The sequence below is a fragment of the Sphingobium sp. Leaf26 genome (genome assembly GCF_001421665.1).
In the GTDB taxonomy this organism is placed as follows: Bacteria; Pseudomonadota; Alphaproteobacteria; order Sphingomonadales; family Sphingomonadaceae; genus Sphingobium.
This window is the reverse complement of record NZ_LMKV01000011.1, coordinates 17,080-42,500: the sequence shown is the minus strand read 5'-3', so window position 1 is coordinate 42,500 and position 25,421 is coordinate 17,080. Positions and strand designations below refer to the sequence as shown.

Below are 25,421 nucleotides of genomic sequence, written 5' to 3'. Positions count from 1 at the left end.
GCTGTCCATCACCGACATGATGGCAGGTGCGTAACTGGTGCAGGGCGGACTGGCGCCGCCTCTTGAGCCTGCGTGAAGCGGGTGTCTATTATGCACTGGTGCCGCTGAACGGAGCTATCGTGCAATTTGTGGGCATCAACGCCTTCATCGTGACGCTGGGCACGCTGACGGCAGTGCGGGGACTGGTGCTGATCCTGACCGACGGGCGATCGCTGATGGTGGCACGGCCGGAGGTTCTGGCGCAGATGCTGGCGTTCGAAAGTGGCCGGGTGTCGGCCATTTGGGTGCTGCTGGTCATAGGCGCTGCCCTGCTGGGCTATGGGCTGGCGCGGCGGCGGGTCTATGCCGTGGGCAGCAATGCGGCGGCGGCGCTGCCGGGCGTGATGGGACAGAAAGTGTGCGGGCAATGAGGGACGGGATCGTGGATCGGCGGCAATTTATCGGGTCAGCGGCTTTGGGCCTTGGCGGACTGGCTGTGGAGGGGGCGACGGCGAAAGTCGGACGCAAAGACCCGGTCGCGCCGTTCAGGACGCCCTATAAATATCCCAAGCTGGTGCTGGCGGGATCGGGCGTGAAAGGCACGTTCGACGAGAAACTGGTCGATTGCCCCTTCGTCTTTTCGCATGAGGGGCGGTTCTGCATGACCTATGTCGGGTGGGATGGTAGCGGCTATCAGACGGGGCTGGCGGACTCCGACGACCTGGTCAACTGGCGGCGCAAGGGGATTATCCTCGCCCGCGATCCAAATGATCCGATCACCCGCTATAATATCGCGACTGCGTCGATCCTGCGCGACAATGACCTGATGTCGCCGGGGCGGCTGATCAAGGTGGACGGGCATTATGTCTGCGCATGGCATGCCTATCCCGGCACCGGCTATGAGGCGGGGCCGGCGGTCATCGGGCTGGCGTATAGCAAGGATCTGATCCACTGGGACAAGACCCCACCGATCCTGTTTCCCGATGGCGGCGCACCATGGGAGGAAGGCGGGCTGTACAAGCCGTACCTGATGAAGGTCGGGCGGACCTATTATCTGTTCTACAACGCCAAGACCAAGGGCGAGCCATGGCATGAGCAGACCGGACTGGCGACGTCCACCGATCTGAAACACTGGACGCGACATCCGGCCAGTCCGTTGCTGCGCAATGGGGTGAAGGGGGCGTGGGACGACCGTTTTGCCAGCGATCCGGTGCTACTGCGCCATGGCGGGCGATGGGCGATGTTCTATTTCGGGCTGTCGACCGATGGCTATGCGCGGGACTTGCTGGCGCTGGGAGAGAGCCTGACCGACTTCCGCAAGGTGGACGAGATACTGGTCGATCATGGCGCGCCGGGATCGGTGGACGAGAAATATGCGCACAAGCCTTCGGTCGTCTACGCCAGGGGCGCGCTCTACCATCATTATTGCGCGGTCAGCGGGAAATGGCCCGATGACGTGCGCGGGATCGCGGTGGCGCGGTCGGTGCCCTGGTAGGACGCTGATCGCTTAACTTCGCACATTTCCCGCTGATTTTGACATTTATGTGCTGGAGTTGGAAATTTTCAGTCAGCGGAGCACCGCATGTTGGACAGAGCCAAGGCGATCTTAGCGGGTGCGTGACGAATAGGACAGATGGGAGCCGCCGACGCGGCTTACCACCCCCGGCCCCTCCCTTTCAGGGAGGGGAGCAGCAGCGACAGCCTATTTCAATTCAAACAGCGCGATGCCGTGGGGAGCCATCTGGCCATTGCGCCACTCACCCTGCGACAGTTCAGCACCGGCTGGCGGCGTCAATGGTCGCGCTTCGCTGCCATGGTTGATGATGATCATCACGCGCTTGCCCTTCCCGGCCCGTTCGCTGATTTCGAGATCGGGATGGGCGTTCGGGACGAGTGGCTGAACCCTTGCCTCTAAGAGCAGGCGGTCGGCCAGTTGCTGCATGGCGGCAGGTTCCAGCCATGCGCCGAGATAGGTGATGCGGCCCTTGCCCACTGTGCGCGTAACCAGCGCGGGCTTACCATCGAGCCAGCCGCCCGGATTGTCATAGGTCGCCAGCACCTGGACGTCGGAGGCGATGAGTTTGAGTTCCTCAGCCCACAGGGTCGCGGTGCCGCCAACCGCGCCCTTGATGTCGACATTTTCGTCCAGCGCATAATATTGCTCCACCTGTGCGCCGAGCAAATCCGCCAGCGGGCCGGGCTGCCGCTGGGGCCAGAGCGCGTTGGCATCATCCTTCATGCCGGAGCGCGCGCCGAGCAGCAATTGGCCGCCGCCGCGCACATAGGCGGCGAGGCGGTCAGCCTGGCCTTGCGTCAAGACATTGAGGTTGGGCGCGACGATGAGGGGATAGCCGGACAGGTCGTCGTCGGCCGACAGGATATGGACGCCCTGCGATGCGGTGCGGAAAGGGCGATAGGTTTCGGTGAAGGATTTGATCGGGTCGAACGCCTTGTTGTGGCGTTGCAGGTCGATTGCCCAGCGGCTGTCATAGGAAAAGAGGAAGCCGACCTTGGCTGCGGGTTGGGTGTCGGCCAGTAGAGGGGCGGCGGCGGTCAGTTCCTTCGCTATCTGCGTGATTTCGGCATGGACGGGATTGGGCAGACCGTCCTGCCCCAGCACCGCGCCATGATAGACTTCCTGCCCGTTGGCGGGCGAACGCCATTGCCAATAGAGGATGGCGTCGGCGCCATGCGACACCGCCTGCCATGCCAGTTCGCGGGTCTGGCCCGGATCGAGCGAGCGGTTGACCGGCACCCAGTCGACCCGGCCCGGCTGGGTTTCCATCAGCCAGAAATTGCGCTGCTTATATCCCCGCACCAGATCATGGTTCGCGCCATTGGCGACCCAGTCGGGGCGACCGTCCGGGATATAATTGTCCCATGAGGCGATATCGAGATCGCGGTGCATCTGGAAATGATCGAACCCGGCATTCCAGAACATGGTGTTGGTGGTGACGAAGGCACGGCGGTCGATCAGGGGGCGGATCGCCTGCGCCTGATTTTGCACATAATCGGTCCAGGTGGCGCTGGTGAAATGTTTGAAGTCGAGCAACAGGCCGGGATTTTGCTGGCCGGTGGCGTGGAGCGGCACCTGATCGAAGTCGTTATAATGCTGGCTCCAATATTGGGTGGTCCACCGCTGGTTGAGCGTGTCGATGCTGCCGTAGCGAGCCTTGAGAAACCTGTGCCATGCTGCGACGGATTCGGGGTCGAAGCTGGGCGGGCCGACTTCATTGTCGATCTGCCAGCCGACGACCGACGGGTCTTTGCCGTAACGCTTCGCCATCTCGACGGCGATGCGGCGGGACAGGTCGCGATAGCGCGCACTGGCAAAGGAGAAATGGCGGCGGCCGCCATGGCCCGCCCGCACGCCATTTTCATCGACGCGCAGTGTGTCGGGATATTTTTGCGTGAGCCATGCCGGCGGCCCCGCACTGGGCGTGCCGATGACGATCATGAAGCCATGGCGTTTTGCAGCGGCGACGGCGCGGTCCATCCAGGCGAAGTCGAACTGGCCTTCGGCCGGCTCCATGCGGCTCCAGGCAAATTCGCCGATGCGGACCGTATTGAAACCGGTGTCCTTCATCATCTTGAGGTCGACATCCCAGCGGGATTCGGGCCATTGTTCGGGATACCAGGCGACGCCGACCGCGATGGCAGGCTTGTCCGCGAACTGAGTCGCGCGGGATTGATATGGCTGCGTTTTCGCGGGAAAAGGAGAGACGGCAACCGCCAAACATAACAGCGATGCCGTCCAAAACCCCTTCACCATTCATCCCTCCTCTTGCAATTAGTCATATGATATTGTTAAATCGCGCCATAGCGCAAGCCTGCGCATGCAATCAAAGAAGAATCGGGGACAGGATGAGCATGGGGCATCATGATGACGGCCACGCCAGCGGTGGCATTTCGCGGCGTGGGTTCATCCATTGCGCGACCTGTGCGACTGCCGGTGCCGGTGCGCTGGGCGCATCATCGATGGCGTTCGCTGCTGCGACCGCCGGGCGCGGCAAGGAAGTGTTGCAGGAATTTCCCTATGGCGCGGTCCAGCTTACCGGTGGGGTGGTCAAGGAGCATTATGACCATATCCATGCCCATTATCTGGCGCTCGACAATGATCGGGCGCTCAAGGTATTTCGCCAGCAGGCCGGCCTGCCCGCCCCCGGCCCGGACATGGGCGGATGGTATGACCGCGACGGCTTCGTCCCCGGCCTGGCATTCGGCCAATATATATCGGGTCTGGCGCGTATTGGCGCAACGACTGGCGATAAGGCCGTCCATGCCAAGGTCGCGGCATTGGTGCAGGGTTTCGGCGAGTTCATCACCAAGACGAAGAACCCCTATGCCGGTCCCAAGGCGCAGGACCAGTGGGCTGCCTATACCATGGACAAATATGTCGTCGGGCTGATCGACGCATATCGCCTGTCGGGGGTGGAGCAGGCCAGGACGTTGCTGCCGATCACGATCGAGAAGTGCCGACCCTATATCTCGCCCGTGTCGCGCGACCGGGTGGGCAAGGTCGATCCGCCCTATGACGAAACCTATGTGCTGCCCGAAAATCTGTTCCATGTCGCCGAGATTACGGGGCAGGAAAAGTACCGCCAGATGGCGACCCATTATCTGCTGAACAAGGAATGGTTCGATCCGCTGGCCGCCGGGCAGGATGTGTTGCCGACCAAGCATGCGTACAGCCACACCATCGCGCTGAGTTCCGGCGCGCAGGCCTATCTGCATCTGGGCGACGAGAAATATCGCAAGGCGCTGGTCAACGCATGGACCTATATGGAGCCGCAGCGCTTCGCATCGGGTGGCTGGGGGCCGGAGGAGCAGTTTGTCGAACTGCATCAGGGGAAGCTGGCCGCCAGCCTGAAATCGTCGAAAGCGCATTTCGAAACGCCGTGCGGCAGTTTTGCCGACATGAAGCTGGCCCGCTATCTGGTGCGCTTCACCGGCGAGCCGGTCTATGGCGACGGGCTGGAGCGGACGCTCTACAACACGATCCTGGCGACCCGCCTGCCCGACAGCGATGGGGGATATCCCTATTATTCCAATTATGGCGCCACGGCCGAGAAACTCTATTATCACCAGAAATGGCCATGCTGTTCGGGGACTTTGGTGCAGGCCGTCGCCGATTATGTGCTGAACCTCTATTTCCATGACGATGACGCCCTGGTCGTGAACATGTTCGCGCCGTCGACCGTGAAATGGGATCGCCCCGGCGGCGCTGTGCAGGTGGATCAGCAGACCAGCTATCCAGCGGAGGACACCACCCGCCTGACCGTTACCGCGCCGGGCAATGGCCGCTTCGCCATGAAGCTGCGTATTCCCGCCTGGGCGAAGGGCGCTCAATTGCGCGTCAACGGCGCGGCGCAGGGCGTGCAGCCGGGGACGTTGGCCGTTGTCGACCGGACGTGGAAGGCGGGCGACTCCGTGGAACTGACCCTGCCGCAAGCCCTGCGGACGCTGAGCATCGACGACAAGAATCCGGACATCGCGGCGGTGATGCGCGGGGCGGTGATGTATGTCGGCCTCAATCCCTGGACAGGGGTGGAGGATCAGCCGCTGGCATTGCCCGCGTCGCTGACGCCGGTGCCTGGATCGGGCCTGAACTACGCGATGGAAACGGGCGGCCGGAATCTGGTCTTCATCCCCTATTTCAATGTGGGGCTTGAGCGGTACAACACCTATTTCAAGATTGCGTGACCATGTCTGACCGCGTTTTTGCGACCTACGAGATCGAGACGGCCTTTCCGCTCGCCCAGGCGGCGGCGACGATGGCGGGCGAGCAGTCGACCGGCACTTTCGTCCGCGTGCCGGGGGAAACCGACGAACTGCGCGAAGCTCATGCGGCGCGGGTGGAAGTGCTGGATGAGCTGGGAGAGGTGGATGCGCCGTCGCTGCCGGGATCGGGCCTGCCCAAGGGTGGCGGCGACGGAAAAAGGCGGCGGGCGAGGGTGACTCTGTCCTGGCCGACATCCAATTTCGGGATTTCGCTGCCGAACCTGCTGGCGACGATCAACGGCAATCTGTCGGAACTGAAGGCTTTTTCGGGGCTTCGGCTGGTGGACGTGGCGTTGCCGCCCGCATTCCTGACCCGCTATCAGGGGCCGCAATTCGGCGTCGCAGGGACGCGCAAGCTGGCGGGGGTCCATGACCGGCCGATGATCGGGACGATCATCAAGCCGAGCGTCGGCCTGTCGCCGGAAGCCACCGCGGATCAGGTGCGCGGCCTGGTGGAGGCGGGCGTCGATTTCATCAAGGATGATGAATTGCAGGCGGACGGACCGCATTGTCCGTTCGATGCGCGGGTCAGCGCGGTGATGCGCGTCATCAACGACCATGCCGACAGGACCGGCAAGAAGGTGATGTTCGCGGCCAACCTGACCGGCGACATGGACGAGATGCTGGAGCGGCACGACCATGTGCTGCGCGAAGGCGGCACCTGCATCATGGCGAGCATGAACAGCATCGGCCTGCCCGCGATGAAGATGCTGCGCGCCCATTCGCAACTGCCGATCCATGGGCATCGCAATGGCTGGGGCATGCTGGGGCGGTCGCCGGCGATCGGCATGAGCTATATCGCGTTCCAGAAATTGTGGCGGCTGGCCGGTATCGATCATACTCATGTGAACGGCATCGACAATAAATTCTGCGAGAGTAATGAGAGCGTGATCGCGTCGGCCCGCGAATGCCTGATGCCGATGTTCCCTTCGCCCCATGCGGGGTGCGAGATCATGCCGGTCTTTTCGTCCGGGCAGTCGGCGCGGCAGGTGCCTGCGACCTTTGCGGCTTTGGGATCGACCGACCTGATCTTTGCTGCGGGTGGCGGGATCATGGCACATCCGGGCGGGCCGGGCGCGGGCGTGCGCGCCTTGCAACAGGCATGGGCGGCGGCGGTGGCCGGGGTCGACCTGGCCGAAGCGGCGACACAGGAGCCGGAATTGCGCGATGCGCTGGCGGCTTTTGCCTGATATTGTTCTCCTTCCTTTGGGGAGAGAATCTGCTCCGGCATAACTCTATGAGACTGCTTCCATGACGGATCTGCTCTACGCCTTTTACGGCGACGATTTTACCGGGTCGACCGATGTGCTGGAGCAACTGGCGGAAGGCGGGGTGCCGGCCATCCTGTTCCTGCGGCAGCCGGATGCAACGATGCTGGCGCGCTTCCCCGATGTGCGGGCGATCGGGCTGGCGGGCGACGCGCGCAGCCAGTCGCCGGACTGGATGGACGCGCATCTGCCTAGTGCCTTTGCAGCGCTGGGCGCGAGCGGCGCGCCGGTTGTGCATTACAAGACCTGCTCGACCTTCGACAGCAGTCCTGATGTCGGCTCTATCGGGCGGGCGCTGGAGATCGGGAAGGCAACGCTGGGCGGGATCGTGCCGATAGCGATCGGGGCGCCGCATCTGGGTCGATATCTGATCTTCGGCAATCTGTTCGCGGTGGCGGGCGGTGTGGTGCACAGGATCGACCGGCACCCGACGATGGCGCGCCATCCGGTGACGCCGATGGATGAGGCCGACATGCGCCGCCATCTGGCACGGCAGACGAAGGCGAAGATTGCCCTGGCTACCATCGACCGGATACAGGCAGGAGATGCGGAAACCTTGTTTCTGGATGCCGTGACAGACGGCGCGGATGCGATGCTGTTCGATGGCATGGACGAGCCTAGCCTGGCTGCGGTGGGGCAAGTGTTGCTGGCGCATCAGGGCGCGCATTTCCGCTTTGCCGTGGGCAGTTCGGGCGTCACGCGCGCGATGATTTTGGCATGGCAGGCGATGGGGTTTGTGCCGCCGCCGAACGCCCTGCCCTGCGTCGGTGCCGGGGCCGTTGACCGGCTATTGGTGATGAGCGGGAGTTGTTCCCCGGTGACGGCGGCGCAGATCGCGACGGCACGGACTGATGGCTTTGCGACGGTGCAGGCCGATGTTGCCGCGCTGTTGAGCGGGAGCGCTTCCGAGGAAGCGCGACTGGTGCAGACTGCGGCTGAAATGCTTGGCGCAAATGGGCGCGTGGTAGTACATTCGGCTGAAGGGCCGCTGGCGCAGGATGTGCCTGCTGCCGGGGCAGCCATCGGTGCCGCATTGGGCCGGGTCAGCCGGGATGTCGTGCGGCGAACCGGGATTTCGCGGCTGCTGTTTGCGGGCGGCGATACGTCCAGCCATGGCGTGGCGCAAATGGGGCTGGAGGCCATCGCATGGGCCGCGCCACTGGAACGCGGCGCGCCGCTGGTGCGGGCCTATGCGTCCGAGCCGGAACTGGATGGGCTGGAACTGGTGCTGAAGGGCGGGCAGATGGGCGCGCCGGACTTTTTCGAGACGGTGCGGCGCGGGAGATAGGTTCCCCTGCTTTCACCGGGGAACTGGATGCTACGGCGCAGCCTTCTGGTCGAAGCCCTTGGTGCAGTCGATCCTTGAAAACAGCACGGCCGCGATCAGGACCATTGCCGCGACGCCCTGCACAGGCAGATTATAGTCGCCGGTCGCGCCGATCATGTAACCGATCACCACGGTACAGACGAACCCGCCCAGATTACCCGCCGTGTTCATGACGCCGCTCGCCGTACCGCCGTAACGGCCGCCGATCGACATGCACATCGCCCAGGCGGACGGCAGCATCAGGTCCATGACACCGAAGGCGGAGGCGGCGAGGAGGATGATGACGACCTTGCTGGTGGCGAGGCTCATCAGAACGAGCAGAACCGCCGTGATGGTGAGACAAGTGCTGGCGATGCGGCTATATGCTTTGCGGATGCCGATGCGGTCGGCAAGGCGATCGCACAGGACCCCGCCCGCCAGATTGGCGACGATGCCGAGCAGGAAGGGGATGGAGCCGTAAAGGCCCATTTCGGCGATGGTGAACTTCGCGCCGTTCACCATCCAGGTCGGGAACCAGTTGAAGAAGAACCAGCTGCCGAACGCATAGAAGCAATAAGCGAGCGCGATCAGCCAGAGTTGCGGCAGGGACAAGAGCTTGCGCCAGGGCGTGCCGCTATGGCCGCTGGACTCGTCGCTGCCGATTTCCGCGACTTCGGCAGCGCTGATGCCGGGCTGTTCTGCGGGACGATCATGGTAGAAGGCGCGCCAGGCCAGTGCCCAGCCGAGGCCGATGACGCCCAATGCGATGAAGACGGCGCGCCATCCGAATTGCGCCTGGAGCGGCACCAGCAAAAGGGGCGCGAGCGCGCCGCCAAGGCGGCTGGCGGCCCAAATGACGCCCTGCCCGCGTGCGCGCTCCCGCGCCGGGAGCCAGCGGTAGAGGACGCCGGACATGTTGGGGTAAGCGCCTGCCGCGCCAAGGCCGAAGAGGAAGCGCGCGCCGGTGAGCTGCCAGACATTGTGGACGAAGGCGGTGGCGGCGGTGAAGAAGGACCACCAGAGGGTGATGCGGGTCAGTTCCTTGCGATAGCCATGTTTGTCGCCCAATGCGCCCGACGGCACTTCGAACACGGCATAGGCGATGACATAGGCGCCAAGCACCCACCCCCATTGTTGCGGGGTGATCGCCAGTTCTTTCTGCACCGCAGGGCCAGTGACCGCGATCGCCATCCGGTCGAGGAAGGTGATGACCGAAAGGACGCCGAGAAGCCCGACGACGGCATGACGTTTCTTCACCCCCCTATTCTCCTTTTACGCGAGGCTGGCGAGCACATCGCGGGCGCGCTCCACGCCCAGTTCCGGGCTGGTGAAGACCGGCGCGGGAATCGCGCCTTCGGGCAGGGCGGCGAGCGCACGAGCCATCGACGCCTGCGCGAAGAGGATCGCGTCCATGCCCGCCATCTTCCCCGTCAGCGCTTCGCCGACGATGCGGTCATGGGTCGCGCCGTCGCCCGCCATCACGGCTTCGAACGCGCCTTCACAGACATGTTCGACAATCTCGATATGCTTGCCGCTTTCCTCCGCCACGCGGCGGACGAGCGCGACCGTTGGGGCGAGCGTGGTGGAGAGGGTTGCAAGGACGCCGACCCGGCCCGAACCGGCAGCGGCCGCCGCGACGGCCTTCTCCGCCATGGGGCGGTCGACGCGCAGAACCGGCTTGTCATGCAGTTGCGCGGCAATGTCTACCGCCGGGCCGATGGAGGAACAGGTGACGAGCGTCACGTCCGCCCCTGCGTCGAAGGTCGATCCGACCAGATCGATCAAGCGGCGCATCGTGGATTTTTCCAGTTTGCCCGCCGCGATCGTATTTTTGATCAGGCTTTCGTCCACGAAATGGAGGACGCGCACGCCCGGCGTGATCCGCGCCGTCAGTTCGTTGAACAATGGACTGAGCGTCGGGCTGGTATGGAGCAGGGCCAGCGTTTTCATGGGTTCTCTCCGTTCTTATGATTTGAAGCTGATGCGCAGGGCATAGGGCATTGCATCGGTGTTGCTTTGCGGCAAGCTGATGTTGAGGCCCTTGTCCGTCTGCTGCCATTTCACCGCGCCGGTGCCGAGCAATTCGATGCGGTCGATCGGGCGGTCGAGATAGGGCGTCTTTGCAAACAGCGTCTTGATGAGGACCGCGCCATCGGCCGGGCGTTCAAGGCCCAGTGCGTAGAGATTGCCGTCCTTCGTCGTGAAGCGGATATCTTCCTTCGTGAAGCTGCTGACATTTTTCTCGGTGAACTGGCCGACCTGACGGACATGACCGGACTTGGTCGGGCCTTCGCCGAAATAGAGGAACGGCCGCGTGCCGTAGATGGCTTCGCCATTCACCTTCAGCCATGCGCCCATGCCGCGCAGGACGGTGGCGATTTCTTCCGGGATGGTCCCGTCCGCCTTGGGACCGACGTTCAGCAGCAGGTTGCCATTCTTCGACACGATGTCGATCATGTCGGCGATCAGCGACTTGGGCGTGCGGTAGCTGTCATTCTGGGCATAGCCCCAGCTTTTGACGCTGACCGAGGTGTCCGACTGCCATGGCGTGAGTTTGAGCGCATCGCTCTTGCCGCGTTCGAGGTCGAACATCGCGCTGCCTTCGGCGAATTGCGACCCCTTATAGGCGATAATGCCCGGCGCCTTCCATGTCGAGGAGCGGTTGTAATAATAGGCGGCGGTGTCGCGCATCAACGGTTCGAACAGGGGCGAGGATGTCCACCAGTCGAAATAGATGAGTTCGGGCTGATATTTGTCGATCAGTTCAGACGTGCGCGCCATCCAGTCGTTCAGGAATTCCTTGTTGGGCGGGCTCCAATTGTGAAGCAGGTCGCTGTCGGGCCAGTTGTCGGGCTTGTCCGCAGGCAGGCCGGTGGGCGCGGCGGGGCCATAGAGGCCGGCATATTTGGGATCATTGACGTCGGAATCGTAAGTGCGGCCCTTATGATACCACCACCAATGTTCGGCGCGGTGTGAGGACAGGCCGAAATGCAGGCCGCTGGCGCGCGCAGCCTTTGCGATTTCGCCGGTCACGTCGCGCTTTGGCCCCATGTCGGCGGAGTCCCACTTGGTGAAGGCGGACTGGTACATGGCGAAGCCGTCGCAATGTTCGGCGACGGGTACGACATAACGGGCACCGGCGTCCTGGAAGAGTTGCATCCATGTCGCAGGGTCGAATTTCTCCGCCTTGAATTGCGGAATGAAATCCTTGTAGCCGAACTTGTTCTGCGGGCCATAGGTCTTCAGGTGATGCGCATAGGCCTCGTTGCCCGGCACATACATGTTCCGGCTGTACCATTCATTGGCATAGGCCGGGACCGAATAGACGCCCCAATGGATGAAGATGCCGAATTTCGCATCCTGAAACCAGGCGGGCGTGCGAAAGCCCCGCAGGGAATCCCAGTCCGGGCGGAACGGGCCTTCATTGACGCCCTGCTTCACCTTGGCCAATTGGGCTTCGACCGGGGCAGCCTGATAATCCATCGGCCATGACGATTTGGGTGCAGATTTCTGCGCCAGTGCAGGGCCGCTCATGGCGGTAAACGCGCAAAAAGCAGCGATCAGAGGCTTTTTCACTTTGTGCTTCCCCGTTTCAGGACGGCGACGCCTTCGGCCGCCAGCGTGACGGCCTGTTTGCGGCCGCCCTCCAATATGTCGGTCATGGATTCGGGCAGGGTGAAGCTGCGCGTCTCTTTCCCATGATTGATGAGGATGACGATGGAGCGGCCGTCGCCTTGCCGCGTCATCAATTCTACATCGGCGGGGACGGCGAATTCGCGGGTGACATTGGCGCCCTTCAGCGCGTCGTCGATCAGCGTCTGCATCAGGCTTTTGTCAAGCAGTGCACCGACATAGGTGACGCGCCCCTTCCCCACTGGTCGCGTCAGCGCAGCGGCATGGCCGTCGAGCCAGCCATTCGCCTTGCCATAGCGCAACAGCACCTGCGTATCGGGCGATGTGACGGTCAGGTCTTCGGCCCATATCGTGGCCTTGCCGGTGCCGACCTCAACCGCTTCGTCCAGCGCATAATATTGTTCGACCTGCCCACCGAGCAGATCGGCGAGCGGGCCGGGCTGGCGACGGGGTTGGAGCCGATCATATTCGTCGCGCATGCCAGAGCGCGGACCGAGGATCAGGTGGCCGCCATTTTCCACGAAGCTGGTCAGCTTTGCCGTCATTGCCGGCGTCAGGATGGCGAGGTTCGGAGCGACGACCAGTTTGTAAGCGTCGAGTGGCCCGGCCGCCTCCACGATATCGACGCTGCCGAGGGCATCCTTCAAGGGCGCATAATAGTCGAGCAATACGCCGATCTGGTCATAATCCTTGTGGTGCGGCTGGAAATCTATCGTCCAGCGGCTGGGATAGTCCTGAAGGATGGCGACAGGCGAGACTGGCGCGGTGCCTGCGATGATCGGCGCAGCCTTCGCCAATTCGCGCCCGATCTTCGTCACTTCCGCATAGACCGGAAGCGGCTTGCCATCCGGGCCGAGGATCGAGCCGTGCATCGTTTCCTGACCGTTGAGCGCATTGCGCCATTGCCAGTAGAGGATGCCGTCCGCGCCATGGCCGATCGCCTGCCATGCCATCGCGCGGGTTTCGCCGGGATAGAGCATATTGCTGACCGGCGCCCAGTTCACATAGCCGGGCTGGATTTCCATCACCCAGAAATTCTTGCGCTTCCACCCGCGTACCAGATCGTGGCTGGCGCCGTTGCGATAGGGCAGCAGATGGCCGGTGCCGACATAATTGTCCCACGACGCGAAGTCGAGGTCGCGATTGATGTCGTAGCGGTCGAACCTGTTGGCCCAGCCAAGGCCGCCGAGATTGGTGGTGATGAATTGCGCGGGCAGCGCATGGGCGCGGATGGCGTCGAGCTGGTTCTTCTGGAACGCGACCCACTGGCTGGTGATGTAGCGTTTCTGCTCCAGCATCAGGCCGGGATTGCCCTTTTCCGTGTTGAACGGCACCTGGCTCCAGTCGCTATAGGTTTGCGACCAATATTGGGTAGTCCATGCGTCGTTGAGCTTGTCCAGCGTGCCGTATCGCGACTTCAGCCAATCGACCCAGCCGGCCTTCGCGGCGGGATCGTAGCTTTCGTCGGTATATTCATTGCCGATCTGCCAGCCGATGACATTGGCTTCCTCGCCCAATGCCTCCGCCATGCGGCCGACTATGTCGCGGCTGCGTTCCCGATAGAAGGGGTCGGAGATCGAGAATTGACGGCGGCCGCCATGGCCGAGGCGCTTGCCATCGCCGTCGATGCGCAGGACTTGCGGATATTTCTGCGTCATCCAGGCCGGCGGCGTATCGGTAGGGGTGCCGATCACGACCTTGATGTCATATTTCGCGGCGAGACGGACGGCGCGGACCAGCCAGCCCATGTCATAGGCGCCTTCGGTCGGCTCCATCGCGCTCCACGCAAATTCGCCGATGCGAACGACATTGGCGCCATGCGCTTTCATCAGGCGCAGGTCTTCGACCCACCGTTCTTCCGGCCATTGTTCGGGATACCAAGCAGAGCCGAGGTAGAGCGACTTGAACTGTTCCTGCCCGCCCTGCGCGGTGGCCCCCGGCGCTGGCGCAGCGAGGAGCGGCGGTGACAGGATGAGCGCGGGCGCGAGCAACAAGGCGGCCTTCCACCAGCCTTTTTCCCTGCGACTACGTGCTTTCATGCCCCACTCCATGCACCGAAACCTCAATTAGTATTATTTTATGACATTTGCTTGTGCGTGGCTATTAGTATGACTAAACCGAGTCAACCAGTTTCGCCGCGCTTCAGGCTGTCAGCCGCCAATTTCGACAATGCGCGCGATCATGCCATGGCAGATAATAACGAGGAGGGGTTTGGATGACGCGCGCATTTCTGGTCAGGATGGCAAGCAGCGTGGCGATGGCGGCCATCGGCGCAACGCCGCTGGCCGCGCAACAGGCCGCAAATGCCCCCGATGCCGAAAGCTTCCGTGATCCGCCGTCCGACACCCGCCCCCAGACGCTCTATTTCTGGATGAACGGCAATGTGACCCAGGCGGGGATCGACGCCGATCTGGCCGCGATCAAGAAGGCCGGGCTGGGCGGCGTACTGGTGTTCGACGGCAGCGACGATGTGCCCAAGGGGCCGGTCGATTATCTCAGCCCGGAGTGGCTGGGCCTGATGACGCATATGATGGGCAAGGCAGGCGATCTGGGATTGCAGGTCGGCATGCACAATGCGCCGGGCTGGTCGTCCAGCGGTGGCCCCTGGATTTCACCCGAACAGGCGATGCAGCAGATCGTCTGGACCGAAACCAGCATAGACGGCGGCAAGCGCGTGCGCATCGCGCTGCCCCAGCCCTACACGAAACTGGACTATTACAGGGATGCCGCGATCGTCGCCTTTCCCGCTTCGCAGGGCGATGAAAGCCATTATCGCGATGCTATTGCCTCCATGCGGACGGGCGAGGCGATCGACCCAGCCAGGCTGACCGATCGCGATCTCCACAGCAGCGCCGAGATATCGCCGGACGCGCCGCTGGTGGTGGAGATGAAGGCGCCTTTCACGGCGCAGGCCGTGACGCTCTATGCCCAGAAGGAGGTGCCGGGCTTTTCCGCGATGCTGGAAAAGTCTGATGACGGCCAGCGCTGGTCCCCGGTCGGCAAGGTCAGCGTCGCGGTCGAGCGCGGGATCGAGGCACCGGGATCGATCAACTTCTCCGCCGTCACGGCGCGCTATTTCCGGATCAAGCCCTCGACGACGGTGAAGCTGGCCGAGGCTTTGCTCCATGCGACGCGGCGCATCGAGGATTGGGACGTGAAGGGCGAGCATGGTTTTCGCATGGGGGCGGTGACCAGGGGGCCGGGCGATGCCCCCTCCCCCGACGCCGTAGATCCGGCGACGATCATCGACCTGACGAACAGGGTGGATGCGCAGGGTCGGCTGGACTGGGCGGCTCCCAAAGGGCGCTGGACGATCCTGCGCATGGGGCATACCCCGACAGGCAAGATCAATGTCGCGGCATCCGACGCCGGGCGCGGCTTGGAAGTCGACAAGCTGAGTGCAAGCGCTGTCGATCATCAGTTCGACAGCAGCGTCGCGCGCGTCGTCAAGGCGGCGGGGCCGATGGCGGGCAAGGCTTTCGCCAATCTGGAGATCGACAGTTATGAGGCGGGCCTTCAAAACTGGACGCCGGCCCTGCTGGCGGATTTCGAGAAGCGTAACGGATACAGCCTGCTGCCATATCTGCCGACGCTGACCGGGCGGATCGTGGGCAATGTCGAGATGTCGGACAAGATATTGTTCGATTTCCGCCGGACGCTGGCCGACCTGATGGCCGACAACTATTATGGGCGGATGCAGGACCATGCGCATCGGGCGGGCCTCAACTTCTACACCGAAGGCTATGGGCCGGGGCCGTTCGATGCCTTGCAGGTGAGCGGCCGGGCGCAGGTGCCCATGACCGAATTCTGGACCCGCACCCCCTGGACCGACAATCGCACGGTCAAGATGGTGTCGTCCGCCGCCCATGTCTATGGCAAGAGCGTGGTCGCGGCGGAAGCCTTCACCGGCGAATCCCAGACCAGCCGCTGGATGGATTATCCCTATTCGATGAAAGCGCTGGGCGACCAGATGTTCGCGCAGGGGTTCAACCAGATATTCTTCCACCGCTATGCCCATCAGCCCAATGTGAAAGCGGAGCCGGGCATGGTGATGGGGCCATGGGGCATCAATCTGGATCGTACCAACACATGGTTCGGCCAGTCCAAGCCGTGGATGGATTACCTGGCGCGCAGTCAATATATGCTGCGGCAGGGCCATGGCATCGCGGATATCCTGTTCTTTGTCGGCGAAGACAGCCCCAACCAGTCGGAAAATGTGCGGCCCGATGTCTCGTCCGACGCCAATCCGAAGATCGGTCAATATTTCGACCCGCTGATCCCGGCCGGCCACAGCTATGATCTGGTCAATGCCGAAGTCCTGCTGACCCGTGCCAGCGTGAAGGATGGGAAGGTCATCCTCCCCGATGGGGCAAGCTATGCCATGCTGGCGCTGCCGGAAGGGATGACCGGGCTGACGGGCAAGCTGGTCGCGCGCCTGCGAACGATGGTGGAGCAGGGCATGACATTGCTCGCCCCCCGCCCAACCCGATCGCTGGCCATGGACGACGCGCAATTCGACAAGGACGTGTCGACGCTCTGGGGCGGCTCTGCCGGGAACGCCGCACGCACGGTCGGCAAGGGCAGGGTTTTTGCCAGCGGAACCATCGCCGATGTGCTGGCCGCCACGCGGACCGCGCCGGACGTCAGTTGCGACACAGGGAGCCCGGATGGGCAGATTACATGGCTGCACCGCCGGGTCAGCGACGGGGATGTCTATTTCCTCGCCAACCGCCAGCGGCGCGCCGAGCGGGTGACATGCACCTTCCGCGTGTCCGGCAAGGCGCCGGCGCTGTGGGATGCGGAAACGGGTGCGATCAGCCATCCGGCGCTGTTCGACGCCACGGATGAAGGCATGCGTGTCGCCTTAGACCTGTCGCCCGCCGGATCGACCTTCGTCAGCTTCCGCGAGCCGCTGGCCAGCACAACGCCCATCACATGGGCCGCGAAGGACGGAAAGCCGTTTGCCGATCTGAGGCTGGAAACGCCGGCCGTGACCGCGCCTTCGGATAGTTTCACTTTGTCGCTCTGGGCCAAGCCCGACCTCGACTTGCGCCTGATGCCGCAGGAGAGCGTGGAGGGCCGGATCAACGAGACGGGGAAAAATTACCTGATCAACGCCCGGTCGGGACGCGACATCCATGGTGAGGGCACGGCGATCGCGGGGCTGGCGGTCGGACGCAATGGCGCGTTCGTGATCGAACGGGGATCGCCCGACGATGTGCCCGCCGTACTGGTGTCGCACCAGCCGATCGCGGGCTGGAGCCATTTCGCGCTGGTCTATGACAAGGGCGTGCCCAGCCTTTATATCAACGGCACGCTGGCGCGAACCGGGATTAAAAGCGGTCGAACGGTGTTCGCCGGCGGATCGGACCGGCCGGCACCCAATGGCGCGACCTACTTTTTCGAAGGCAATTTTACGCCGTTGAAGACATTGGCGCGGGCGTTGACACCGCAGGAGGTCGCCGCCCAAGCGAAGAAGGGGCCGCCTGCCCCCGCCACCACCGCCAGCCCGGCGGAGATCGCGCGCAGCCCGGACGGTAGGCTGACCCTGCGCGCCTGGGAGAGCGGCCGCTATACAACCAGCGATGGCAAGTCGGTCACGGCGCAGGTGCCGGTGCCGCGCATCATAAACGGGGCATGGAAGGTTACGCTTCAACCGGGCCGCGGTGCGCCGGCTGCCATCACCTTGCCGGAGCTGGAATCGCTGAGCCATCATGGCGATTCGGCCGTGCGGCATTTCTCCGGCACCGCCACATATGAGCGCAGCATAGATGTGCCCGCCGAGGCGCTGAAACAGGGCTTGAGGATCTGGCTGGACCTTGGCCGGGTGGAAGTGCTGTCGGGCGTCAAGGTCAACGGCAAGGATCTGGGCGTGGTGTGGAAGGAACCCTATCGGGTCGACATCACCGATGCCGTCCATGCCGGCGCCAATCAGTTGTCGCTGTCCGTCACGAACCTGTGGGCCAACCGGATGATCGGCGACGCCGCACTGCCGGAAGAGGGCGAATATATCGACAATGCCGACTGGGTGATCGGGGAGAAACCCGCCGCCGACGGCAGGATGACGCCGGTGATGGCGCGCAAGATCGTGGCATTGCCGGATTGGTACAAGAAGGGCGAGGCCAAGCCGTCCGGCGGCCGCGTAACCTTCACGCCATGGACCTTCTATCAGGCAGGCGAGCCGCTGCTCGATTCCGGTTTGCTCGGACCGGTGCGGCTGATGTTCGCACGGGACGTGCTGCTGCAATAGCGGCATGCCACGACCGACACCGCCGACCTGTGTCGTCCCCTTGACGACCGGAGGCGCCGGGCGCACCCATGCGTCATGGGAAAACATCTTTCGACGCTCGCGCACCTCGCCATTGCCGCTTCGGCCATGGCGCTCGCCACGCCCGCCCTGCTGGCACAGGAAGCACCGGCCACGCCAACCGACACGATGGCGAACGAGCAGGTCAAGGCGTATGACTGGGTCCGTCCGCAGGCCGACTATGTCCGGCGAACGGTGATGATCCCGATGCGCGACGGGAAGAAGCTCTATACCGTCATCGTCTATCGCAAGGGTGTGACCGACGCGCCGATCCTGCTGAGCCGCACGCCCTATAATGCGGACAAGTCGACCAGCCGCAACCGCAGCCAGAAGATCGAGGAAATCCTGCCGGTCATGGATGCGCCGTTCGTCAACGACGGCTATATCCGTGTCTATCAGGATGTGCGCGGCCTGGACGGGTCGGAGGGCGACTATGTGATGAACCGGCCGCTGCGCGGGCCGCTCAACCCGACCAGGGTCGACCATGCCACCGACGCCTATGACACGATCGACTGGCTGGTGAAGAATGTGAAGGAAAGCAACGGACGGGTCGGCATCACCGGCTCCTCCTATCTGGGCTTCACATCGCTCATGGCGCTGATCGACTCGCATCCGGCGTTGAAGGCGGCGGTGCCGCAAAGCCCGATGGTCGACGGCTGGATGGGCGACGACTGGTTCCACAATGGCGCCTTCCGTACCTTCGGGTTCGATTATGATCTGGGCCAGACGGTGAAGAAGGGCGGCGGCGCGGTGCCCAAGGGGACGGGCGACGAATATGAAGCCTATCTGGCGGCCGGGTCTGCGGCGGACTATGCGCGGGCCTATGGGCTGATGGACCTTCCGGTGGTGCGCAAGGTGCTGGAGCATCCGAGCTATGACGCATGGTGGCAGGGGCAGGCTGTCGACAAGCTGCTGGAGACGCGCAAGCTGACCGTGCCCATCATGCTGGTCGTGGGGCAATGGGACCAGGAGGACAGCTATGGCGCGCCGGCTGTCTATCAGGCGCTGGAGAAGCAGGACACGAACAACGACATGGTCAGTTTGGCGATCGGGCCGTGGCGTCATAGCCAGGTCAATTATGAGGCGCGCGAACTGGGGCCGCTCAAATGGGAGGGCGACACCGGATTACAGTTCCGTACCCGCTATATGAAGCCGTTCCTCGACTGCCATCTGAAGACACAAGCGCCTACATGCGACACGCCGCCGGTGCTGACATATGCCACCGGCGACAGTCGCTGGGACGTGTCGCAGCAATGGCCGGCTGGCAACTATACACCGCTTTATCTGGGCGCAGGCTTCGGCTTGTCCTGGACCAAGCCATCGGCAGGCAGCGATAGTTACGTCTCCGACCCCGCCAAGCCGGTGCCGATGCTGCCGCGCCCGATCCATATGCAGGGCGAGGAATGGCGCACCTGGCTGGTCCACGACCAGCGCTTCGTCGATGGCCGGCCCGATGTGCTGAGCTATACGACGCAGCTGCTGGACAAGCCGGTCCATATCATGGGCGCACCCAAGGTAGACCTGCGCGCGGCGACCAGCGGGCGGGACAGCGATTATGTGGTGAAGCTGATCGACGTCTATCCGCAGGAAAATTCGGCCGATCCGACCATGGCCGGCTATCAGCTGGGCATCGGCATAGAGATTTTCCGGGGACGCTATGTGAACGGCTTCGCCACGCCGGCGGCGCTGGAGCCGGGCAAGACCTATGCGTTCAAATGGTCGCTTCCCCATGTGAACCATGTGTTCCTGCCGGGGCACAAGATCATGGTGCAGGTCCAGTCGAGCCTGTTCCCGCTATATGACCGCAACCCGCAAAGCTGGGTGCCCTCCATCATGGAAGCCAAGCCGGCCGATTATGTAAAGGCGACCGAGACGATCCACTGGGGCGGCGATGCGGCGAGCGCCGTGTGGCTGCCGATCGCGCAATGACAAAAAAGTCCCCGCGGGTGCAGCCGCAGGGACGAGGGGGAGGAAAATCGGTGGGGATCAGAAGGTGACGCGAACGCCGCCCAGAACCTGGATATCATCCTGTTCCAGATTGCCGACCAGCGTTTCCCGACCATAATAGGTGTGGGTCTTGCTGCGGGTCAGGTTGCTGCCTTCCAGCGACAGGGTGACATTCTTGGTCACATCCAGATTGATCGACGCATCCAGCCAGCCATAGGCCTTGCGATAGACAGGCAGGCCGGTGACGACATTGTTGGTGAACAAGCCGGTCAGGAACTTGTCACGCCAGTTATAGGCAAGGCGTGCGGACAGCGGCCCCTTTTCATAGATGGCGCTGACGTTGAAGCTATGCTTCGACAGGTCGGTCAGCGGCGTGCTCAGCCCCGCGATCGACGTGCCGGTCGAGCTGTCGACGAAGGTATAGTTGGCCTGGACACCGAAGCCGCTGAGCAGGCCCGGCATAAAGTCGAAGAAGGTCTGGCCGCCGACTTCAACGCCCTTGATCTTGCCCTGATTGCTGTTGGTCGGCGCCGAGATGCTATATTCGATGCCGTCGATATTGCGCAGGACCGTGCCGGTCAGGATGAAATTCTGCACATTGCGATAGAAGCCGGCCAGATAGAGCGAGCCGGTGGGCGAGAAATAATATTCGAGGCTGGCGTCCAACTGGTCCGCCTTGAGCGGGCGCAGATCGGGATTGCCCGAAGAGCCGGTATTCTGAGCCGGTATCAGCGTCAGGGTCGGCGCCAACTGGCCAAAGCCCGGACGGGTCAGCACCTGCGACGCGGACAGGCGCAATTGCAGTTCGTCGCTCAGCTTGAAACGGATGTTCGCGCTGGGCAGGACGCTCATATAATTGCTGTCCATGTCGATCGGCGTCGGCACGGTCTGGCCAGCGTCGAGACGGTTGCCCGTCACATTGAGGCCGGTGCGGATGACGCGGACACCGATATTGCCGTCGACCGGGACGCTGCCGAGGTCGAAGCCATATTTGGCCATCGCGTAGCCTGCCAGCGTGGTTTCGTTGATGCTGTAGATACCGGGCTGGCTGACGCCGACCTGCGCGGTGATGCCAAGCTGCTGGCGAATGGCGTTGAAGCTGTCGATCGAGCGCAGCGCATCAGGATCGGCGACCAGGAAATCCTGATTGATATTGCCGGAACCGTTGAACATGTTGTTCAGCGGATTGGCCATGAACAGGTCGGCATAGGGTCCGGCATTGAGACGCGCAGCGGCCGTGCCCGGCGTCTGGAAGAAGCGGACTGGCGTGAAGTCCATGCCACGCTTCGCCCAGCGCAGGCCGAAATTGAGCGATTTCAGGATCGGGCTTTCGATATCGAAGGACGCATCGCCCTTGATCGCCCACATGTCGCCCTTGAAGTAATTCTCGTTCCGCGTCATCGCGCCGATGGTGTAGCTGGCGATATTGTTGAGATCGATGCCGCTGAGCGCCATCGAAGGCACGGAGCCGCTGACGTTCTGCTGCGCGAGCGGTGCGACGCCGGCAAGATCGAGTTCGGAATAATAGAGCGTATTCTTTGACGTCGAATAGCTGGCGTCGATATTAAAACGGGACTTGTCCGTTTCATAGGTCACGCCACCGGAATATTGAAAATTCTCGTCATAAGTGTCGCGCGCCACGCCGAAGGTGCTGAAGGCGACATTATTGTAGGAAATGGACCGGATGTCATTGGTTCCATCGAACAGCGTGGCACTGCCCGGCACGGCGGTCCGGCCATTGGTGGGGATGTTGAGGCCGAACTGGGTCTGGATCGAACGGAAGTCCTGATAGCTGACCTGACCATAGATTTCGAGTTCCGGCGTCGGCTTCCACTGCACGATCCCGTCGACGCCGATACGGCGACGGTTACCCTTGATCGCGGGCTGGTAGGAGCCATTGGGCGCGTTCACCGTCTGACCGGCAATGATGTCGTTGCGGCCATTGGGCGCGCCGACATTGATGATGTCAGTGGCGAAGGCGCGTTCCTGATAGGCGGCGCTGACCAGGATGCCGAATTCACCGGCGTCCGTGTCCCAGCTATTGCTGACCAGAACGGACGCCATCGGCTTTACCTCATCGGCAAGATCCGAATAGCGGGCACGCGCGCTGGCGCTGAAGACGAAGCCCTTCTTGTCGAGCGGTTTGCGCGTGCGCAGGTCGATGACGCCGCCGATACCGCCTTCGATCAGGTCGGCCGAGGGCGTCTTGTAGACGTCGATGCCCGACAGGAGTTCAGACGGGACATCCTGAAGGTTGAAGGAGCGACCGCCGCCCGCAGTGAAGATTTCGCGACCATTCATGGTGGTCAGCACCTGCGACAGGCCGCGAATGGCAACACCGCCGCCCTCGCCACGATCGCGGCTGACCTGAATACCCGACACGCGCTGCAACGCCTCGGCGACGTTGATGTCGGGCAGCTTGCCGATATCCTCTGCGACGATCGAGTCGACGATCTTGTCGGAGTTACGCTTGATGTTCTGGGCCGACTGAAGGCTGGCCCGAATGCCGGTAACGACGATGTCCGCCGGGTCGGCATCCGCCGCATTCTGGGCATAGGCGATGGACGGCACAAAGCCGATGACGGCGCAAGCGGCTGCCCCCGCCAGCATGTGATGAACGAAACGCATAACCCCTCTCCCGATATGGATGCTTATATGACTATCGTTATATAATACTATTATATGAGTTCAAGTTATTTGTGGGAGTAATGCGGAAAGGGCGGTTTTGCGCGATTTCGAAGGGCAATACTGATCCGCCAGGAGGTAGCGGCAGGCGTGGCGCGGGAAGCGCCCGGCCGTCTTCCAGCATGCGCCCCTTGATGTCCGGCCCATTCGGCTTGCCTGCATCATCCAGCGGAGTCGCTGTCACAGCCAGCGCGCCATCCAGATCCTTGAGCGTCAGCCAGCCCCTTACCGGTTCGATCCATGTCGGCGCGATGCCCCACATGTCGAACATGGCATGCCGTTCATTCCACACCTGTGCGCTGTTGCCAGCCCTGGCCGTCGCCGTCAGCAACAGCCAATCTGGCGTCGGCAGGGGCAGCATTTGAAACGTTGACCATTGGAGAAACGGAAATGGCCGTCTTTGCCTGAAAGGCAACCATATTTGCCCGCCGGCCCATCCAGCAGGAAGCGCATGTCGATCAGCGAATTGGCGCGTCCGGGATGGTCGACGTCATAGGGCGCCGTATCTGAAGGAACAACTGGCGGATCGAACGGCGCGGCGACGGCACTGCCAACCATCAGCCAAGCGATCATAACGGCAGCAAAATAATTGCATTTCATGGCCCCTCTTCCCATTTTTTATAATTAGTAATATGATATTATATAGATGAAACAGGTCAAGATGCACACCGAACAATCGGATAGCCCAACAGGGCCAGCCGGCAGGGATCAGCAGGGGGAGTGGATGACGGGAAATCCGGCGATATTGCTGGCCAGCCTGCGCAGGATCGTCGGCACCCGCCATGTCCTGACTCACGACCGGCAAACCCGCCGTTTCCGTTTCGGCTATCGGTTCGGATCGGGGCAGGTTTCCGCCGTCGTGCGGCCGGGCACACTGGTCGAACAATGGCATGTGCTGAAGGCCTGCGTCGATGCCGGCACCGCCATCATCATGCAGGCAGCCAATACCGGGCTGACCGGCGGATCGACCCCCCATGGCGACACCTATGACCGGCCCGTCGTGATCATCAGCACGACACGGATAAAGACCATCTACCTGATCGAAGGCGGGCGACAGGTCATCTGCCTGCCCGGCGCCACCCTGCATGCGCTGGAGCGGCGATTGCGGCCGCTGGGCCGTGAGCCACACAGCGTGATCGGATCATCCTGCCTGGGTGCCAGTGTCATGGGTGGGGTTTGCAACAATAGCGGCGGATCACTGGTGCGGCGCGGCCCGGCCTATACCGAATTGGCGCTCTATGCCCGGCTGGACGATCATGGCCGCCTGTCCCTCGTCAACCATCTGGGCGTGGCGCTGGGCGATGATCCCGAAGGGCTGCTGGATCGACTGGATCGCGGCGCCTTCACCGATGCCGATGTGCGGCATGAAGCCGGCCGTCACGCATCCGACCGGGATTATGCCACACATGTCCGCGATATCGACGCCGATACGCCCGCCCGCTTCAATGCCGATCCGCGCAAGCTGCATGAGGCGTCAGGCAGTGCCGGGAAGATCGCACTGTTCGCCGTCAGGCTCGACAGTTTTGCGAAGGAGGAAGGCAGCGGCGTCTTCTATATCGGCACCAATGATGCCGATCTGCTGGCAACGCTGCGCCGCGACATGCTGCGCGACTTTGGCGGCCTGCCGATCGCGGCAGAATATGTGCATCGCACGGCATTCGATATTGCCGCGCGATACGGCAAGGATCTGTTCCTGGCAGTGCGCTTGCTGGGAACCGATCGACTACCCGCCCTGTTCGCGTTCAAGGCGCGGGTGGACGGCTGGCTGGAGATATTGGGCAAGGGGCGGCGCGGCCTGACCGATCGCTGGCTCAACGGCCTCGCCCAGATTTTCCCGCAGCATCTGCCCGCGCGCATGCGAAGCTGGCGTGACCGGTACGAACATCATCTGATGCTCCGCATGGCGGCGGAGGATATGGCGGCCATGCGAGCCTATCTTGAGCGTAGTTTCCGCGATCGGGATGGCGACTATTTCGAATGTTCGACGGAGGAGGCCGACAAGGCCTTTCTCCACCGGTTCGCCGTGGCCGGAGCCGCCGTACGCTATCGCGAAATTCATCGCGATAGCGTAGAGGATATCGTCGCGCTGGACGTTGCCCTGCCCCGCAACGCGCGCGTCTGGACCGAGACGTTGCCACCGGCGGTCGAGGCGGCGGCCATCGCCAAACTCTATTATGGCCATTTCTTCTGTCACGTCTTCCACCAGGATTATGTCGTGCGGAAGGGAACCGACATTCATGGTTTCGAAACAGAATTGCTGCGCCTGCTGGACGATCGGCGCGCGGAATATCCAGCCGAACATAATGTCGGCCATCTTTATCCGGCCAAGCCCGCCCTAGCCGCCTTCTATCGCACGCTCGACCCTTCCAACCGCATGAACCCCGGCATCGGACAGATGTCGAGGCGCTCAAATTACAGGGATGATCCGAAAGTTTGATCCGTACGATCTGGTTTATGCTGCCGGTTTAGCCTAACAGCGGAATGACCGTATTGGGGTGCGACGGTCATGGTGAAG

Annotated in this window: 17 protein-coding genes (1 of these 17 running past the window's edge); 9 read left to right on the top strand and 8 right to left on the bottom strand. The window is 62.6% G+C overall.

Features of this window, described 5'->3' with window-relative positions; translation table 11 throughout:
- The 3 genes in view from ASE85_RS24395 to ASE85_RS08955 are tightly spaced (each overlapping or abutting the next) and all read left to right on the top strand, a layout consistent with a single transcriptional unit that may run on beyond the window.
- Window positions 1-66, top strand: the 3' portion of a protein-coding gene (locus ASE85_RS24395; RefSeq protein WP_443018504.1) for a CoA transferase. It extends 486 nt beyond the left edge of the window; only the last 66 of its 552 coding nucleotides appear in the window; its start codon lies off the left edge, out of view; the stop codon is at window positions 64-66.
- Window positions 63-410, top strand: a complete 348-nt coding sequence (locus ASE85_RS08960; RefSeq protein WP_056686885.1) for a hypothetical protein — start codon at window positions 63-65, stop codon at window positions 408-410. Before ASE85_RS24395 ends, ASE85_RS08960 begins: the two co-directional genes overlap by 4 nt.
- The gene (locus ASE85_RS08955) at window positions 407-1,474 is read left to right on the top strand and encodes a beta-galactosidase (protein WP_056686882.1); all 1,068 of its coding nucleotides are present in this window, start codon (window positions 407-409) and stop codon (window positions 1,472-1,474) included. Before ASE85_RS08960 ends, ASE85_RS08955 begins: the two co-directional genes overlap by 4 nt.
- A gap of 207 nt (window positions 1,475-1,681) precedes the next feature.
- Here ASE85_RS08955 and ASE85_RS08950 read toward each other — a convergent pair whose 3' ends face one another.
- Window positions 1,682-3,751 carry a beta-galactosidase gene (locus ASE85_RS08950; RefSeq protein ID WP_056686879.1) on the bottom strand — a complete coding sequence of 690 codons (2,070 nt, stop codon included), beginning with the start codon at window positions 3,749-3,751 and terminating at the stop codon, window positions 1,682-1,684.
- A gap of 92 nt (window positions 3,752-3,843) precedes the next feature.
- On the opposite strand from ASE85_RS08950, the gene ASE85_RS08945 reads away from it, so the two are divergent.
- The 3 genes from ASE85_RS08945 (at window position 3,844) to ASE85_RS08935 (ending at window position 8,316) form a co-directional block, all read left to right on the top strand.
- Window positions 3,844-5,682 carry a beta-L-arabinofuranosidase domain-containing protein gene (locus tag ASE85_RS08945; RefSeq protein WP_056686876.1) on the top strand — a complete coding sequence of 613 codons (1,839 nt, stop codon included), beginning with the start codon at window positions 3,844-3,846 and terminating at the stop codon, window positions 5,680-5,682.
- A 2-nt stretch (window positions 5,683-5,684) separates the two neighbouring features.
- Window positions 5,685-6,950 carry a ribulose-bisphosphate carboxylase large subunit family protein gene (locus ASE85_RS08940; RefSeq protein WP_056686873.1) on the top strand — a complete coding sequence of 422 codons (1,266 nt, stop codon included), beginning with the start codon at window positions 5,685-5,687 and terminating at the stop codon, window positions 6,948-6,950.
- A 61-nt stretch (window positions 6,951-7,011) separates the two neighbouring features.
- The gene (locus ASE85_RS08935; protein ID WP_056686869.1) at window positions 7,012-8,316 is read left to right on the top strand and encodes a four-carbon acid sugar kinase family protein; all 1,305 of its coding nucleotides are present in this window, start codon (window positions 7,012-7,014) and stop codon (window positions 8,314-8,316) included.
- A gap of 30 nt (window positions 8,317-8,346) precedes the next feature.
- On the opposite strand, the gene ASE85_RS08930 is transcribed toward ASE85_RS08935, so the two are convergent.
- The 4 genes from ASE85_RS08930 to ASE85_RS08915 are packed head-to-tail and all read right to left on the bottom strand — an operon-like array spanning window position 8,347 to window position 14,006.
- Entirely contained in the window at window positions 8,347-9,591 is a 1,245-nt protein-coding gene (locus ASE85_RS08930; protein ID WP_056686866.1) for an MFS transporter, read from the bottom strand.
- Window positions 9,592-9,606: 15 nt separating this feature from the next.
- The gene (locus ASE85_RS08925) at window positions 9,607-10,284 is read right to left on the bottom strand and encodes an aspartate/glutamate racemase family protein (protein WP_056686862.1); all 678 of its coding nucleotides are present in this window, start codon (window positions 10,282-10,284) and stop codon (window positions 9,607-9,609) included.
- 15 nt (window positions 10,285-10,299) lie between these two features.
- Window positions 10,300-11,910, bottom strand: coding sequence for an alpha-L-fucosidase (locus ASE85_RS08920; protein WP_056686859.1), 1,611 nt, complete (start codon window positions 11,908-11,910; stop codon window positions 10,300-10,302).
- Window positions 11,907-14,006, bottom strand: coding sequence for a beta-galactosidase (locus tag ASE85_RS08915; protein ID WP_056686855.1), 2,100 nt, complete (start codon window positions 14,004-14,006; stop codon window positions 11,907-11,909). The genes ASE85_RS08920 and ASE85_RS08915 overlap by 4 nt, the downstream gene beginning before the upstream one ends.
- 176 nt (window positions 14,007-14,182) lie before the next feature.
- Between ASE85_RS08915 and ASE85_RS08910 the strand changes: the two genes are divergently transcribed.
- A complete protein-coding gene (locus ASE85_RS08910) occupies window positions 14,183-18,217 on the top strand; it encodes a glycosyl hydrolase (protein WP_056686852.1) in 4,035 nt (1,344 codons plus the stop codon).
- Window positions 18,218-18,292: 75 nt separating this feature from the next.
- Window positions 18,293-20,203 carry a CocE/NonD family hydrolase gene (locus ASE85_RS08905; protein ID WP_056686849.1) on the top strand — a complete coding sequence of 637 codons (1,911 nt, stop codon included), beginning with the start codon at window positions 18,293-18,295 and terminating at the stop codon, window positions 20,201-20,203.
- Window positions 20,204-20,260: 57 nt separating this feature from the next.
- Here the strand turns inward: ASE85_RS08905 and ASE85_RS08900 are convergent, their stop codons facing one another.
- Genes ASE85_RS08900 through ASE85_RS08890 form a run of 3 tightly spaced genes read right to left on the bottom strand, consistent with a single transcriptional unit; the run spans window position 20,261 to window position 23,506 of the window.
- Window positions 20,261-22,849, bottom strand: coding sequence for a TonB-dependent receptor (locus ASE85_RS08900; RefSeq protein ID WP_056686846.1), 2,589 nt, complete (start codon window positions 22,847-22,849; stop codon window positions 20,261-20,263).
- Window positions 22,850-22,886: 37 nt separating this feature from the next.
- Window positions 22,887-23,267, bottom strand: coding sequence for a hypothetical protein (locus ASE85_RS08895; protein WP_056686843.1), 381 nt, complete (start codon window positions 23,265-23,267; stop codon window positions 22,887-22,889).
- Window positions 23,231-23,506, bottom strand: a complete 276-nt coding sequence (locus tag ASE85_RS08890; protein WP_056686841.1) for a hypothetical protein — start codon at window positions 23,504-23,506, stop codon at window positions 23,231-23,233. Before ASE85_RS08890 ends, ASE85_RS08895 begins: the two co-directional genes overlap by 37 nt.
- 124 nt (window positions 23,507-23,630) lie before the next feature.
- On the opposite strand from ASE85_RS08890, the gene dld reads away from it, so the two are divergent.
- Window positions 23,631-25,343 (top strand): D-lactate dehydrogenase, encoded by a 1,713-nt coding sequence (gene dld / locus ASE85_RS08885; RefSeq protein WP_056686893.1) that lies wholly within the window; start codon window positions 23,631-23,633, stop codon window positions 25,341-25,343.
- The last annotated feature ends 78 nt before the right edge of the window (window positions 25,344-25,421 follow it).

Excerpts from the sequence above, each read along its gene's own strand:
- ASE85_RS08955 (WP_056686882.1), top strand. The coding sequence starts at position 407 with ATGAGGGACGGGATCGTGGATCGGCGGCAATTTATCGGGTCAGCGGCT.
- ASE85_RS08950 (WP_056686879.1), bottom strand. The coding sequence starts at position 3,751 with ATGGTGAAGGGGTTTTGGACGGCATCGCTGTTATGTTTGGCGGTTGCC.
- ASE85_RS08945 (WP_056686876.1), top strand. The coding sequence starts at position 3,844 with ATGAGCATGGGGCATCATGATGACGGCCACGCCAGCGGTGGCATTTCG.
- ASE85_RS08940 (WP_056686873.1), top strand. The coding sequence starts at position 5,685 with ATGTCTGACCGCGTTTTTGCGACCTACGAGATCGAGACGGCCTTTCCG.
- ASE85_RS08935 (WP_056686869.1), top strand. The coding sequence starts at position 7,012 with ATGACGGATCTGCTCTACGCCTTTTACGGCGACGATTTTACCGGGTCG.
- ASE85_RS08925 (WP_056686862.1), bottom strand. The coding sequence starts at position 10,284 with ATGAAAACGCTGGCCCTGCTCCATACCAGCCCGACGCTCAGTCCATTG.
- ASE85_RS08915 (WP_056686855.1), bottom strand. The coding sequence starts at position 14,006 with ATGAAAGCACGTAGTCGCAGGGAAAAAGGCTGGTGGAAGGCCGCCTTG.
- ASE85_RS08910 (WP_056686852.1), top strand. The coding sequence starts at position 14,183 with ATGACGCGCGCATTTCTGGTCAGGATGGCAAGCAGCGTGGCGATGGCG.
- ASE85_RS08905 (WP_056686849.1), top strand. The coding sequence starts at position 18,293 with ATGGGAAAACATCTTTCGACGCTCGCGCACCTCGCCATTGCCGCTTCG.
- ASE85_RS08900 (WP_056686846.1), bottom strand. The coding sequence starts at position 22,849 with ATGCGTTTCGTTCATCACATGCTGGCGGGGGCAGCCGCTTGCGCCGTC.
- ASE85_RS08895 (WP_056686843.1), bottom strand. The coding sequence starts at position 23,267 with ATGCTGCCCCTGCCGACGCCAGATTGGCTGTTGCTGACGGCGACGGCC.
- ASE85_RS08890 (WP_056686841.1), bottom strand. The coding sequence starts at position 23,506 with ATGAAATGCAATTATTTTGCTGCCGTTATGATCGCTTGGCTGATGGTT.
- dld (WP_056686893.1), top strand. The coding sequence starts at position 23,631 with ATGACGGGAAATCCGGCGATATTGCTGGCCAGCCTGCGCAGGATCGTC.